The 13,064-nt window shown below is 72.0% G+C and carries 13 protein-coding genes; 8 read left to right on the top strand and 5 right to left on the bottom strand.

Annotated features, from left to right (window positions below; all coding sequences use genetic code 11):
- Positions 1–5 precede the first annotated feature (5 nt).
- The 4 genes from thrC (at position 6) to groL (ending at position 4,321) form a co-directional block, all read left to right on the top strand.
- Positions 6–1,280: a threonine synthase gene (gene thrC / locus ACZ303_RS14520; protein WP_467338731.1), complete on the top strand. Its 1,275-nt coding sequence runs from the start codon at positions 6–8 to the stop codon at positions 1,278–1,280.
- Between the two features lie 117 nt (positions 1,281–1,397).
- Entirely contained in the window at positions 1,398–1,673 is a 276-nt protein-coding gene (locus ACZ303_RS14515; protein WP_467338730.1) for a MoaD/ThiS family protein, read from the top strand.
- Between the two features lie 449 nt (positions 1,674–2,122).
- The gene (locus ACZ303_RS14510; protein ID WP_003967346.1) at positions 2,123–2,329 is read left to right on the top strand and encodes a cold-shock protein; all 207 of its coding nucleotides are present in this window, start codon (positions 2,123–2,125) and stop codon (positions 2,327–2,329) included.
- 369 nt (positions 2,330–2,698) lie between these two features.
- The gene (groL, locus tag ACZ303_RS14505; protein WP_467338728.1) at positions 2,699–4,321 is read left to right on the top strand and encodes a chaperonin GroEL; all 1,623 of its coding nucleotides are present in this window, start codon (positions 2,699–2,701) and stop codon (positions 4,319–4,321) included.
- An 11-nt stretch (positions 4,322–4,332) separates the two neighbouring features.
- On the opposite strand, the gene ACZ303_RS14500 is transcribed toward groL, so the two are convergent.
- Genes ACZ303_RS14500 through ACZ303_RS14490 form a run of 3 tightly spaced genes read right to left on the bottom strand, consistent with a single transcriptional unit; the run spans position 4,333 to position 7,730 of the window.
- Positions 4,333–5,820, bottom strand: a complete 1,488-nt coding sequence (locus ACZ303_RS14500; RefSeq protein WP_467338726.1) for a PTS transporter subunit EIIC — start codon at positions 5,818–5,820, stop codon at positions 4,333–4,335.
- A gap of 36 nt (positions 5,821–5,856) precedes the next feature.
- Complete coding sequence (gene murQ / locus ACZ303_RS14495; protein WP_467338724.1) at positions 5,857–6,792, bottom strand: N-acetylmuramic acid 6-phosphate etherase; 936 nt, start codon at positions 6,790–6,792, stop codon at positions 5,857–5,859.
- Positions 6,793–6,824: 32 nt separating this feature from the next.
- Entirely contained in the window at positions 6,825–7,730 is a 906-nt protein-coding gene (locus ACZ303_RS14490) for a MurR/RpiR family transcriptional regulator (RefSeq protein ID WP_467338722.1), read from the bottom strand.
- A 54-nt stretch (positions 7,731–7,784) separates the two neighbouring features.
- Between ACZ303_RS14490 and ACZ303_RS14485 the strand changes: the two genes are divergently transcribed.
- Positions 7,785–8,153 (top strand): hypothetical protein, encoded by a 369-nt coding sequence (locus tag ACZ303_RS14485; RefSeq protein ID WP_467338720.1) that lies wholly within the window; start codon positions 7,785–7,787, stop codon positions 8,151–8,153.
- Positions 8,154–8,160: 7 nt separating this feature from the next.
- Complete coding sequence (locus tag ACZ303_RS14480; protein ID WP_467338718.1) at positions 8,161–8,433, top strand: DUF4031 domain-containing protein; 273 nt, start codon at positions 8,161–8,163, stop codon at positions 8,431–8,433.
- Between the two features lie 102 nt (positions 8,434–8,535).
- On the opposite strand, the gene ACZ303_RS14475 is transcribed toward ACZ303_RS14480, so the two are convergent.
- Positions 8,536–9,207 carry an HD domain-containing protein gene (locus ACZ303_RS14475; protein ID WP_467338716.1) on the bottom strand — a complete coding sequence of 224 codons (672 nt, stop codon included), beginning with the start codon at positions 9,205–9,207 and terminating at the stop codon, positions 8,536–8,538.
- Positions 9,208–9,265: 58 nt separating this feature from the next.
- On the opposite strand from ACZ303_RS14475, the gene ACZ303_RS14470 reads away from it, so the two are divergent.
- Positions 9,266–9,961, top strand: coding sequence for a copper homeostasis protein CutC (locus ACZ303_RS14470; RefSeq protein WP_467339040.1), 696 nt, complete (start codon positions 9,266–9,268; stop codon positions 9,959–9,961).
- Positions 9,962–10,550: 589 nt separating this feature from the next.
- Here ACZ303_RS14470 and ACZ303_RS14465 read toward each other — a convergent pair.
- Entirely contained in the window at positions 10,551–12,605 is a 2,055-nt protein-coding gene (locus ACZ303_RS14465; RefSeq protein WP_467338714.1) for a HelD family protein, read from the bottom strand.
- A gap of 283 nt (positions 12,606–12,888) precedes the next feature.
- On the opposite strand from ACZ303_RS14465, the gene ACZ303_RS14460 reads away from it, so the two are divergent.
- Complete coding sequence (locus ACZ303_RS14460) at positions 12,889–13,059, top strand: hypothetical protein (protein WP_467338712.1); 171 nt, start codon at positions 12,889–12,891, stop codon at positions 13,057–13,059.
- Positions 13,060–13,064: the final 5 nt, after the last annotated feature.

Below are 13,064 nucleotides of genomic sequence, written 5' to 3'. Positions count from 1 at the left end.
CCTCCATGGCTGTGCAAGCCGTTGAAAGCTCAAAGACTTCGGTCTCTCTCGGTCCCGCCGTCGCCCTCTCGTGCCGGGAGTGCGGAGAGCGGTTCGACCTCGGTCCCATTTTCGCCTGTGCCGCCTGCTTCGGCCCGCTCGAAGTCGCCTACGAACTGCCCGCCGGCGACCCGGAAGCGCTGCGCCGCCGCATCGAGGCCGGCCCGGACAACATCTGGCGCTACGCCCCGCTGCTGCCCGTCCCCGCCGACGTCGCGGACAAGCCCGGCCTGAACCCCGGCTTCACCAAGCTCGTCAAGGCCGACAACCTCGCCCGCGAGCTCGGTGTCACCGGCGGCCTGTACGTCAAGGACGACTCCGGCAACCCCACGCACTCCTTCAAGGACCGCGTCGTCGCCATCGCCGTCGAGGCCGCCCGTGCCTTCGGTTTCACGACGCTGTCGTGCTCCTCGACGGGGAACCTGGCCGGTGCGGTCGGCGCCGCGGCCGCCCGCGCCGGGTTCAAGTCCTGCGTCTTCATCCCGCACGACCTGGAGGCCGGCAAGGTCGTCATGGCCGCGGTCTACGGCGGCGACCTCGTCGGCATCGAGGGCACCTACGACGACGTGAACCGCTTCTGCTCCGAGCTGATCGGCGACCCGCTGGGGGAGGGCTGGGGCTTCGTCAACGTCAACCTCCGCCCGTACTACGGCGAGGGCTCGAAGACCCTCGCGTACGAGATCTGCGAGCAGCTCGGGTGGCGGCTGCCGGACCAGATCGTCATCCCCATCGCGTCGGGCTCCCAGCTCACGAAGATCGACAAGGGGCTGAAGGAGCTGATCGCCCTCGGACTGGTAGAGGACCGCCCGTACAAGATCTTCGGCGCCCAGGCGGCGGGCTGCTCGCCGGTCTCCCGCGCCTTCAAGGACGGTCACGAGGTCGTACGGCCGGTGAAGCCGGACACGATCGCGAAGTCCCTCGCGATCGGCAACCCCGCGGACGGGCCGTACGTGCTCGACATCGCGCGGCGGACCGGCGGGGCGGTGGAGGACGTCACGGACGAGGAGATCGTCGACGCGATCCGGCTGCTCGCCCGCACCGAGGGGATCTTCGCGGAGACGGCGGGCGGGGTGACGGTGGGGGTGACGCGGAAGCTTCTCGAAGCGGGTGTGCTGGATCCGTCGCTGACCACGGTGGTCTTGAACACGGGGGACGGGCTCAAGACGCTTGACGCTGTGGCGGCTGAGCCCACGGTGACGATCCGGCCGTCGCTGGAGGCGTTTCGGTCCTCGGGGCTGTAGGGGGTTCTTCCCCAGTCCCGCCCCTTCCCGAAACCGGGGGCTCCGCCCCCGGGCCCCCGGTCCTCAAACGCCGGACGGGCTGATTTCGTCCGGCCTCACGCAAAGGTGATGACCCCCATGAGCGTCAGCGTCCGCATCCCCACCATCCTTCGCACCTACACCGGCGGCAAGGCCGAGGTCGTCGCCGAAGGGGCGACCCTCGGTGAGGTGATCGCCGATCTGGAGAAGAACCACACCGGCATCGCGGCCCGCGTGCTGGACGACAGCGGCAAGCTGCGCCGCTTCGTGAACGTCTACGTCAACGACGACGACGTGCGCTTCGAACAGGGGCTCGGCACGGCGACGCCGGACGGCGCGGGCGTGTCGATCATCCCCGCCGTCGCCGGCGGCTGACCCCGCCGGACCTTTTCGAAGGCTTCCTGCGGAATCGCTCCCCGAATCGCCCCGTCCGTGAAGCGGACGGGGCGATTCCGTCTGTTGAGCGCGATACAGTTGTGACGATCCCCCTCCGGCGTCAGTGCCGAACGCATATGAGAACCCGTCAAGTTGTGCGCGAAGTGTGCGCACGAAATGCCGGGTTGTTTGCGTTATGCCCGGCCCGACTTGCCCTGGGTTACGCCCAGTTCGCCGCATTTCAACTCTCGGCCGCGCCCAGAATTCTCGTCCAAGTGACCTGTTGCAGAGGGCATCCGTGCGGATACATTCGGCCGCGGTCGACGCGTTCCGGCGCACACCAACTGGGTTTTCCCTGCCGCCCGGCAGGGTTCCGATCCGTGGGTGAGGTCTGACCCGGGTCCGCGAAGTGCGGTCCTGCGCAAGGGCCAGTAATAGGGGAGTTAGGCATGGCTCAGGGCACCGTCAAGTGGTTCAACGCGGAGAAGGGGTACGGCTTCATCGCGGTCGACGGTGGTGCGGATGTTTTCGTCCACTACAGCGCGATCCAGATGGACGGTTACCGCACCCTCGAGGAGGGTCAGCGAGTCGAGTTCGAGATCTCGCAGGGCCAGAAGGGGCCGCAGGCGGACATGGTCAAGCTCGCCGTCGGCTGATCTCGGCGCATCGACCACACCGGCTCACGAAGCTCGCAGGTCGGGCCCGTACCCCACGACACAGGGGTACGGGCCCGACGTGTGTCCGCACGCAAGAGGTGTTTGCGCCCCCGGTCGACGTGGGGAGGGGAGCCCCCGGGTGTGGACGGCGCGCCACTGGAGCGAGTGGATCCCACTCGGACCGCTTGCACTCGGTGGGGTCGAGTGCTAATCATTGGCGTTAGCACTCTCCGAGTGAGAGTGACAGATTTGGACCGTCGGTGAGGTCGATGGGCAGGGCGGGAAGGAACCGTCCGGCTCGGCGGCCGTCCGTCGCGGGCGCCAGCGCGGTCCGGAGCAATCCACCCCGTCCTGGGAGGACCACTTCACATGGCCAAGATCATCGCGTTCGACGAGGAGGCACGGCGCGGTCTCGAGCGCGGGATGAACCAGCTCGCCGACGCCGTCAAGGTCACCCTCGGCCCCAAGGGCCGCAACGTCGTCCTCGAGAAGAAGTGGGGCGCCCCCACGATCACCAACGATGGTGTTTCCATCGCCAAGGAGATCGAGCTCGAGGACCCGTACGAGAAGATCGGCGCCGAGCTGGTCAAGGAGGTCGCGAAGAAGACGGACGACGTCGCCGGTGACGGCACGACGACCGCGACCGTCCTGGCCCAGGCCCTGGTCCGCGAGGGCCTGCGCAACGTGGCCGCCGGTGCCAACCCGATGGCGCTCAAGCGCGGTATCGAGAAGGCCGTCGAGGCCGTCTCCGCCGCCCTGCTGGAGCAGGCCAAGGACGTGGAGACCAAGGAGCAGATCGCCTCCACCGCCTCCATCTCCGCCGCCGACACCCAGATCGGCGAGCTCATCGCCGAGGCGATGGACAAGGTCGGCAAGGAAGGCGTCATCACCGTCGAGGAGTCCCAGACCTTCGGTCTGGAGCTGGAGCTCACCGAGGGTATGCGCTTCGACAAGGGCTACATCTCGGCGTACTTCGCCACCGACATGGAGCGTATGGAGGCGTCGCTCGACGACCCGTACATCCTGATCGTCAACTCCAAGGTCGGCGCGGTCAAGGACCTGCTGCCGCTCCTGGAGAAGGTCATGCAGTCCGGCAAGCCGCTGCTGATCATCGCCGAGGACGTCGAGGGCGAGGCCCTGTCGACCCTGGTCGTCAACAAGATCCGCGGCACCTTCAAGTCCGTCGCCGTCAAGGCCCCGGGCTTCGGCGACCGCCGCAAGGCCATGCTCGGCGACATCGCCATCCTCACCGGTGGCACGGTCATCTCCGAGGAGGTCGGCCTCAAGCTGGAGAACGCCGGTCTCGACCTGCTCGGCCGCGCCCGCAAGGTCGTCATCACCAAGGACGAGACGACCATCGTCGACGGTGCCGGTGACAGCGAGCAGGTTCAGGGCCGCGTCAACCAGATCCGCGCCGAGATCGAGAACAGCGACTCGGACTACGACCGCGAGAAGCTCCAGGAGCGCCTCGCGAAGCTGGCCGGCGGCGTGGCCGTCATCAAGGCCGGTGCCGCGACCGAGGTCGAGCTCAAGGAGCGCAAGCACCGCATCGAGGACGCCGTTCGCAACGCGAAGGCGGCCGTCGAGGAGGGCATCGTCGCCGGTGGTGGCGTGGCCCTGCTCCAGGCCTCCGCGGTCTTCGAGAAGCTGGAACTCGAGGGCGACGAGGCCACCGGCGCCAACGCCGTGCGCCTGGCCCTGGAGGCCCCGCTCAAGCAGATCGCCGTCAACGGTGGTCTCGAGGGTGGCGTCGTCGTGGAGAAGGTCCGCAACCTCACCGTCGGTCACGGCCTCAACGCCGCGACCGGTGAGTACGTGGACATGATCGCCGAGGGCATCATCGACCCGGCGAAGGTCACGCGTTCCGCCCTGCAGAACGCCGCCTCCATCGCCGCGCTGTTCCTCACCACCGAGGCCGTCATCGCCGACAAGCCGGAGAAGGCCTCCGCGGCCGCTCCGGGCGGCATGCCGGGCGGTGACATGGACTTCTGATCCGCACCGGATCACTTGTCCTGAACGCTGTACGCCGAGGGCGGCACTCCCTGCGAAGGGGGTGCCGCCCTCGGGGCGTTCAGCTCCGCGAGCGCGTCCCGCCCGAAGCCGAAGAAGTACGTCGCCGCGAAGCCCGCCACGTACCCCACCAGCAGCCCCGCCGCGTAGACCGTCACCGCCTCGGCCAGGCCGTGGTTGCCCTTCAGGAGCGGGAAGAGGGCCCAGCCCGAGGGGCCGATCGCGGTGGAGCCGACCTTCTCGCCCAGCTGGTTGAGCAGCCCCACGAAACCGCCGCCGAACGCGCCGCCGACGCAGGCGGTGGCGAAGGGGCGGCCCAGGGGCAGCGAGACGCCGTAGATCAGCGGCTCGCCGATGCCCAGGAGGCCCGCCGGGAGCGCGGAGCGGATGGTCCGGCGGACCGAGCCGTTGCGCGTCAGCCGCAGGTACACCGCGAGCGCCGCGCCCACCTGGCCCGCGCCCGCCATCGCCAGGATCGGCAGCAGGACCGTATAGCCCTGCTGCTGGATCAGCGTCGTGTGGATCGGGATCAGGGCCTGGTGCAGGCCCAGCATCACCAGCGGCAGGAACAGCCCGCCCAGCACGAAGCCCGCGCCCGCGCCGCCGTTGGCCAGCAGCCAGTCGGCGAACCGCCCGATGGCGCCGGAGACCTCACCGGCGACGAACATCAGCCCGTACAGCGTGGCCAGGCCCGCGACCAGGACCGTGAGCGTCGGGGTGACCAGCACGTCCAGGGCCTCGGGCACCCGGCGCCGGCACCACTTCTCGATCCCCGCCGCCAGCAGCGCCGCGCCCAGCGCGCCCAGCACCCCGCCCTGGCCGGGCGCGAGCCTCTCGCCGAAGGCGCTCACCTGGGCGACGCCCGGGAAGACGATGATCGCCGCGACCGCGCCGCCGATGACGGGGGTGCCGCCGAACTCCTTGGCCGTGTTGTAGCCGACGAACACCGCGATCAGGGACATGAAGCCGGACGCGACGGCGGTCAGCGAGGGAGCGAGCGCCGGCAGCCAGTGCAGATTGGCCAGCAGGCCGCCGATGCCCGCGACGATGCCGCAGCCGATCAGGGCCGGGATCAGGGGGACGAACACGGCGGCGATCCGGCGCAGCAGCACCTTGCCGGGCGTGGCGTTACGGGCCTTCCGCTCGGCACGCAGCGCCGCACCCCGCACGGCGAGCTCCTCGGCGGTGACCGGCGCCGCCTCCGCCAGGCGGGCGAACTCGGGCGCGACGCGCGCGACCGTGCCGGGCCCGAGGACGATCTGGTACGACTCGCCGTCCTCGACGACGCCCAGCACGCCGGGCAGCGCCCGGAGTTCGGCGTCCCGGACCAGGGCGCGGTCCCGCAGCTCCAGGCGCAGGCGGGTCATGCAGTGGGTGACGGAGAGGACGTTCGCGGCGCCGCCGACGAGGGGCAGGAGGGCGGCGGCGGTGGCGCTGTGCTTCTCGCGGGAATCCCCGCCGGTGGGCTCGTCTGGTGCCATGTGGTGCGTGCCTTGCCTGCTGTGGGGCGCCGGGCGTCAGCCCCGCGCCATGTGGAGCGCCGCGCGCAGATGACCGTCCGACTCGGCCAGGAGCCGCGCCGCGGTGGGGCCGTCGACCTCGGCGAGGACGACGAGAATGGCGTTCTTCACTTCCCCGCCCGTCGCCTCCAGCGCGGCCTCCGTCTCCGCGTCCGAGGCCCCCGTGGCGAGCGCGACGATGCGCCGGGAGCGGGCGCGCAGCTTCTCGTTGGAGGCGCGGACGTCGACCATCAGATTCCCGTACGTCTTGCCGAGCCGGATCATCGTGATGGTCGAGAGCATGTTGAGGACGAGCTTCTGTGCGGTGCCCGCCTTCAGCCGGGTGGAGCCGGTGAGCAGCTCGGGGCCCACGACGACCTCGATGGCGTGCTCGGCGGCCGCGCCGAGGGCGGAACCGGTGTTGCAGGACACCCCGACCGTCAGCGCGCCGGCCCCCCGCGCGTACGCGACCGCCCCGACGGCGTACGGCGTGCGGCCCGAGGCGGAGACGCCGACGACGGTGTCGGCCGCCCCGATTCCCAGCGCCGTCAGGTCGCCCGCGGCCAGCTCGCCGCTGTCCTCGGCGCCCTCCACGGCCGTGACGAGCGCCCGCGCGCCGCCCGCGACCAGCCCGACGACCTGCGCCGGGTCGGTGTTGAACGTCGGGGGGCACTCGCTGGCGTCCAGCACCCCGAGCCGTCCCGCGGTGCCCGCGCCGGCGTAGACCAGCCGCCCGCCGCGCGCCATCCGGGTGGCGATCGCGTCGATGGCGGCGGCTATCTCGGGGATCCGGGTGGCGACGGCGGCGGCGACGCCGGCGTCCTCACCGTTCATGATCTTCGCGATGTCCACGGTCGGCAGCCGGTCGATGTCCGCGAGCTCGGGCCGGAACGCCTCGGTGGTGAGCGTGGCGAGCTCGGCGCGGAGCGCGGCGTGGGCGGCGGACGAGGTCATGACGGCGCCTTTCCTGCGGGGAGCCGCTCCGGTCAGCGGCGCGGGGCGTGGCGGTGGGCGAGCGCTTCGTAGGAGGCGGACAAGGCGGGCGCCGCGGTGACGTACGTCCGCTGGGCGACCCCGATGAACAGGCAGTCCACCACGAGGAGCTGGCTGGTGCGGCTCGACATGGCCGCCGGGCGCAGTTCGCTCTCCCGTGCGGAGGACGTGGTGAGGACGTGGTCGGCGTACTGGGCGATCTCGCCGCCGGGCCGGCCGGTGATCGCGACGGTCGTCGCGCCGTGCTCGAAGGCGACCCGCAGCGGCTCGATGACGTCGGTGGTGCGGCCCGAGTGGGTGATGGCGATCGCCACGTCACCGGCGCGCAGCTGAACGGCGTTGGTGACGGCCAGATGGGGGTCGGCGGGCGCGTGCGCGATCAGGCCGATGCGCAGCAGCTTCTGTACGAGGTCCTGGCCGACGAGGTTGGACGCGCCGATGCCGTAGACGTCGACGCGGTGGGCGGTGGAGAGCGCGGCGACCGCGGCCTCCAGCTGCACGGTGTCCAGCCCGGCCGCCGTGTCGGCCAGGCACTGGGCCTCGTCCTGGGCGAGCTTGGCGACGACGCCGGCCAGCGGGTCGTCGAGGGCGATGTCGGCGGTGACGGCGGGGGCCCGGCCCGCCGCCTGCTCGGCGGCCAGCGCCGCCAGCGCGAGCCGCAGATCGCGGTAGCCGGGATAGCCCAGGATGCGGGCCGTGCGGACGACGGTGGCCTCGCTGGTGCCCGTGCGCTCGGCGAGGCCCGTGACGGTGAGCTTGGCGGAGCCGGCCGGGTCGCCGGCGACCGTCTCGGCGACGCGCTGCATGGAGCGCGTCATGGTGGGCGCGAGCGTGCGGACCTTGGCGGCGAGGGCGCCGGGGGAGGGGGTGACGAAAGTTTCTTTCACTTTGCTGCTCACCCTTTGAAAGGTATTTTCAGCTCGGTGAGCCGTCAACCGCCGGGGTCCCGGACAATGGACCGTATGGAGCTCGAACAGTCACTGCACGCGGCCCGCGCACTCGTTCTCGCCGACCTCGTCGCCGGGGACGTGGCCGAGGCCGATGTGGTCTCCCTCGTCGAGGACGCCGTCGTCCACCGCCGGTGGTGGGTCGAACAGTGGCCGGAAGGCGCCGCGTACGTCGTGGGGCTGATAGCGCAGGACGTACAGGACGCGCTGCTGGAGCGGCACGGCCGCTGGCCGCTGTGCCCCGTCTGCACGGACTCCGGCGACCCGCACGCCCTGGAGGTCGAGCCCGAGCTGGGCACCGACCCGCACTGGGCCTGCGCCAAACAGGCGGTGCTGGTGGCGCCGGTGGGGTCGCTGGGGACGGCACTGCGGTGAGGCGCCGATGACGCTGTACATCGACCCGCCCACCTGGCCGGGCCATGGCCGCATGTGGTCACACCTGATCAGCGACGTCTCCTACGCCGAACTGCACGCCTTCGCGGCCCGCCTGGGCGCGCCGCCGCGCGCCTTCGACCGCGACCACTACGACGTGCCGTCGACGTCCTACGGCGAGGCCGTGCGGCTGGGCGCGCGCGAGGTCGGCAGCAAGGAGCTGGTACGGCTGCTGGTGACGGCGGGCCTACGGCGCCCCAAGCACGAGCGGCCGATCGGCTAGGGGCGCGATCGGCCGGGTGGTGGCGCGGTTTGGCTGGGGCCCGCCGCTGTTTCGGTGGGGGTCGGCGTTTCGGTCGGCGCCGCCTTGCCCGCCTCTGTCGGGCTACCGGCCGGTGAGCAGCCCAAGCTCGGTGGTGAGGTTGTGGCGTGCGAGGGCCTCCCACCGGTCGTACCCCTGCGGCGTACGGAACAGCCTCGGCAGCCCCAGAAGCTGCCGCAGCACCCCCGCCCGCCCCTCCCGGAACGCCGCGTCCGGCACGAACCCGTACTCCTCGCGGACGGCCGCCGCGTACGCCGCGTAGTCCTGCGGCGCACCCGCCAGCACCGCCAGGTCCGCGTCGCACAGCACCTCGCCGTCGCGGTCGCCGGGCGCCGGGTCGTGGCTGACGGTCAGCCGCACGAGCCGGGCGACCTCGGCCGTACGCGCCTCGTCCACGCCCAGCTCGGGCAGGGCCAGCTCGGCGAGGCGAGCGCTGCGCTCCTCGTTCTCCGAACGGTCCGGGCGGTAGACCGCGTCGTGGAACCAGGCCGCGAAGCGGACGGCGTCCGCGTCCTCGGCGTGCTCGGCCAGCTCGTCGACGCGGTCCAGGACCGCGACGAGGTGATCGACCGTGTGATAGCGCCGCTGCGGCTCCGCCCAACGGCGCAGCAGATCCTCGGCGTACGTAGCGGGGTCCGGGCTCCTCCCGGGGCCCTCCGTACGGGCTCGTGCGACGGTCTCCCGCCAGCGGGCGCGCAGGGCGGGGCCGGACGGGTGCTCGGACGTGACTGCCATAGGCCAATTGTGGGGCACGGCTTTCGACGCGGACGGGGCGTATGGCAGGCTGTCCTACATGTCTAGACCAATTCTTGAGGTGATCGCGCTCGATCCCGAGGACGCGAGGGCGGCCCAGGCCGGAGGGGCGGACCGCCTCGAACTGGTCACGGACATGGCGGCCGACGGCCTGACGCCTTCCCTGTCGACCTACGCCGCGGTCCGCGCCGCCGTCGACATCCCGGTGCGGGTCATGCTGCGCGCGACCGACGGTTTCTCGGCAGGCAGCGCGGCCGACCTCGACGCGCTGTGTGCTTCCGCTCGGGCGCTGGCCTCGGAGGGCGCCGACGAGTTCGTCCTCGGCTTCCTCACGGACGACGGGCGCGCCGACGTCACGGCTGTCGCCGCGCTCGCCGACGCGATCGGGCCGCGGGCCCGGTGGACGTTCCACCGCGCGATCGACCGCGCGGCGGACCGCGACGCGCTGCGGAAGCAGCTGGCCGACCTTCCGGGCCTGGACACGTATCTGACGGCGGGCTCGCCATCGGGCGTCGACGACGGCCTCGCGACGCTGCTCGCGGAGGCGCGCCGGGGGAACGAACCGGGGTACGAGCCGCGGATCCTGGTCGGCGGCGGCTTGCAGCTGAAGCACTTGCCCGTGTTGCGGGAGGCGGGGATTTCCGCGTTCCACGTGGGTGGGGCGGTGCGCCCTGCGGGCTGGGCTTCCGGAGTTTCCGCGTCTGCGGTCTCGGTTTGGCGGGGGGCCCTGTCTTAAGTCCGGGGTTCCCCCGGGGGGGGGTGTCCTCAATCGCCGGACGGGCCGTGTCCGCTGCGGTGTCCGCTGCGCGGGGCGGGTCGGGATTCTGGGTGCGCACGGTTGCCCTCATGCGGGCGCGTTTCCCGCTGCGCGGGGCGGTGTCCGCTGCGCGGGGCTTGTGGCTGGTCGGGGTCGGGCCTGCGGGGGTGGTGTGTCGGGCTGCTTCGCTTTACGCCCGACACACCACCCCCTCCGGCCCGCCCCCTCCTGCCGGTGGGGGGAAGGAAAAGACCGGTAGTGACCGGCAACGCGACAGCGAACCGAAACCACCAACTGGTTTTCCTCCCCCCCACCCACGGGAGGGGTCGGGTCGGAGCGGGTGCTTGTCAGGGCGTAAAGCGAAGCAGCCCTGACAAGCACCCGCGGAGGCCCGACCCCGCACCATTGACCGCCCCGCGCAGCGGACACCGCCCCGCGCAGCGGACACCGCCCCGCGCAGCGGACACCGCCCCGCGCAGCGGACACAGCCCGCGCAGCGGACACCGCCCCGCGCAAGCGGGAAACGGTGCCGCACCCGGCAAAGGCGCGAACCCCGAATCCGAACAGCTCAGCGCAGCGGCAACGGCAAGGGCGAAGAATGAAGCACCGTCAACCCCGAAACCGCACGTGTCAAAGACACATACAACCGCCGCAACCCCGTCCGGGAATCCGGTTCCCCGGCCACCACCGAAGCCGGCTCGTCCAGTACCACGTAGTCGTATTCGAGGCCCTTGGCCAGTGTTGCCGGGACCAGGGTCAGGCGGGACTCCGCCGTCGTTTCCTCGCCGGGGGCGAGGAACGGCAGGCCGGCCGCCGTCAGGGCGGAGCCCAGGGCGGGGATGCGCGCGTCGGCCGCGATGAGGCCGACGGAGCCCTCGCGGGACAGGGCTTCGCGACACGCCGTGAGGACCGCCTCGTCGAGTGCGGAAGGGTCCACGGACCGGATCGAGAACTCGCCGGCGGCGGACCGCATGGACGTCGCCTCCGTCAGGTCCGGCGCGATCGCCGGGAGCAGTCGGCTCGCGTAGGCGATGACCTCGCGCGGCACGCGGAATCCCTGGGTGAGTTCCTCGACGGCGGCGTCGGGCTTGCCGAGGTGGGTCAGGGCCGAGGCCCAGTCGGGTGTGGCCCAGGGCGTCGTGCCCTGGGCGATGTCGCCGAGGATCGTCGCCGAGCCGGTCGTGCAGCGGCGGCCGACCGCGCGGTACTGCATGGGGGAGAGGTCCTGGGCCTCGTCGAGGACGACGTGGCCGAGTGAGGGCGTGCGGGCGACGAGGTCCGCGGCCTCGTCGATGAGGACCGCGTCCGCCGCCGACCACTTCGCGGACTTCACGCTGCGGGCCGGCTTCGCCCAGAGGATCTCGGCCTGTTCGGCGGGGGTGAGGATGCCGTCCGCCTGTTCCGCGAGGAACTCCGCGTCGGAGAGGAGGCGGAGCACCAGCTTCGCCGGGTCGACCGGGGGCCAGACCGCCTTGACCGCGGCCTTCACGGCGGAGTTGCGGGCCACCGCGTCCTGGACGCGGTCGTCGGGGGCCTCGCCCGCCTCTTCCATCCGTACGAGCACGGCGTGCGCGATGCGTTGGGGGAGGGCGTCGCGGGCCGCGCCGTAGCGGATGTCGCGGGCCAGGAGTTCGCGGACCATCTCCTCGATCTCGTGGGCGGGGACGCGCCAGCGGCGTGAGCCGCGCACGACGACCACCGGTTCGACCGGCATGGTCACGCCGGAGCGGACCGCGCGCCGGAGGACCTCGGCCATGCGGGCGTCACCCTTGACGCAGGCGGCCGCGGGGCCGTCCTCGCCGCGGACCTCGACGTGGGCGACGAGGTCGTCGACCGTGGCCTGGGCGACGTTCAACTCGCCGAGGGCGGGGAGCACTTGTTCGATGTAGTGGAGGAATGAGCGGTTGGGGCCGATGACGAGCGTGCCGGTGCGGGCGAGCCGCTCGCGGTGGGCGTAGAGGAGGTAGGCGACGCGGTGCAGGCCGACGGCGGTCTTGCCGGTGCCCGGGGCGCCCTGGACGCAGACCGTGCCGCCGATGCCGGCGCGGACGATCTCGTCCTGCTCGGGCTGGATCGTCGCGACGATGTCGCGCATCGGGCCGACGCGGGGGCGCTCGATCTCGGTCTGGAGGAGCTGGCTGGCCTGGTCGCCGGAGGCGGTGTCCGTGAGGTCCTCGTCCTCATAGGCCGTCAACTCGCCGCCGGTGTAGCCGAAGCGGCGGCGGGTCCGTACGTCCATGGGCTCCTTCTTGGAGGCCCGGTAGAACGGCTGGGAGACGGGCGCGCGCCAGTCGATGACCATGGGGTCGCCGTCCGCGTCATGGACGTGCCGGCGGCCGATGTAGAAGCGCTCGCCGCCGGCGCCCTCCGCCTGGTCCGCGCCGGGGGCGTGCAGGTAGTCCAGGCGGCCGAAGAAGAGCGGGGTGTGCGCGAGGTCGGCGAGGGCGGTGATGCGTTCCTCGATCTGGCGTTCAAGGATGGCCGCGTTGACCCAGTTCGCGGTGACGTCCTTGATGTCGAGGGCCTCGACGTCGGCGCGCATGGCACGCAGCGCGGCGCGGGAGGAGGAGAGGTGGGCGCGCTCTCGGGCGAGGGGGTCGTGCGGGTCTTGCTGCGCGGGCACGGCGGGGCCTCCGGGGCGGGTGGCGGATGCGGGGGTGGCGACGGGCCCGCCGGTTTCCGTCCGGTCGGGGGCGCTCCCGGCAGGGCGGGAGGCGGCAGAACGGGCGAGTGTAGTCAGCGGGGATCGGGCGCGCGAACGAATTTCGGGCACCCCTGGTGGCGTCTCGGGGTTGCCGTCCACCTCCCGTAGGGGACGGCATGAGCCTGTGGTCGTACGGATCCGTACGACCTTTTACACCGGCAGGCCGATGTGCGGCGGCGGCGCGGAAACCACCATGGAGTACATGACCAACGCGTCCTTCACCACCGCCGCCCAGGGCGCCCACGCGCCCGCCGCCCACGCCCGCCCCGCCCTGGGCAGCGCCCTCCGCGCGATCAAGGTCTTCGCGGGCGCGGCCGTCAGCGTCGTCCTGATGGGCGAGGCCGCCGACAAGCGCGCCGTACGGGCCATATGAGCCCC

The organism is Streptomyces sp. NPDC023527 (assembly GCF_055560115.1).
This window is presented reverse-complemented; position numbering and strand designations above follow the sequence as displayed.

Excerpts from the sequence above, each read along its gene's own strand:
- thrC (WP_467338731.1), top strand. The coding sequence starts at position 6 with ATGGCTGTGCAAGCCGTTGAAAGCTCAAAGACTTCGGTCTCTCTCGGT.
- ACZ303_RS14515 (WP_467338730.1), top strand. The coding sequence starts at position 1,398 with ATGAGCGTCAGCGTCCGCATCCCCACCATCCTTCGCACCTACACCGGC.
- ACZ303_RS14510 (WP_003967346.1), top strand. The coding sequence starts at position 2,123 with ATGGCTCAGGGCACCGTCAAGTGGTTCAACGCGGAGAAGGGGTACGGC.
- groL (WP_467338728.1), top strand. The coding sequence starts at position 2,699 with ATGGCCAAGATCATCGCGTTCGACGAGGAGGCACGGCGCGGTCTCGAG.
- ACZ303_RS14500 (WP_467338726.1), bottom strand. The coding sequence starts at position 5,820 with ATGGCACCAGACGAGCCCACCGGCGGGGATTCCCGCGAGAAGCACAGC.
- murQ (WP_467338724.1), bottom strand. The coding sequence starts at position 6,792 with ATGACCTCGTCCGCCGCCCACGCCGCGCTCCGCGCCGAGCTCGCCACG.
- ACZ303_RS14485 (WP_467338720.1), top strand. The coding sequence starts at position 7,785 with ATGGACCGTATGGAGCTCGAACAGTCACTGCACGCGGCCCGCGCACTC.
- ACZ303_RS14480 (WP_467338718.1), top strand. The coding sequence starts at position 8,161 with ATGACGCTGTACATCGACCCGCCCACCTGGCCGGGCCATGGCCGCATG.
- ACZ303_RS14475 (WP_467338716.1), bottom strand. The coding sequence starts at position 9,207 with ATGGCAGTCACGTCCGAGCACCCGTCCGGCCCCGCCCTGCGCGCCCGC.
- ACZ303_RS14470 (WP_467339040.1), top strand. The coding sequence starts at position 9,266 with ATGTCTAGACCAATTCTTGAGGTGATCGCGCTCGATCCCGAGGACGCG.
- ACZ303_RS14460 (WP_467338712.1), top strand. The coding sequence starts at position 12,889 with ATGACCAACGCGTCCTTCACCACCGCCGCCCAGGGCGCCCACGCGCCC.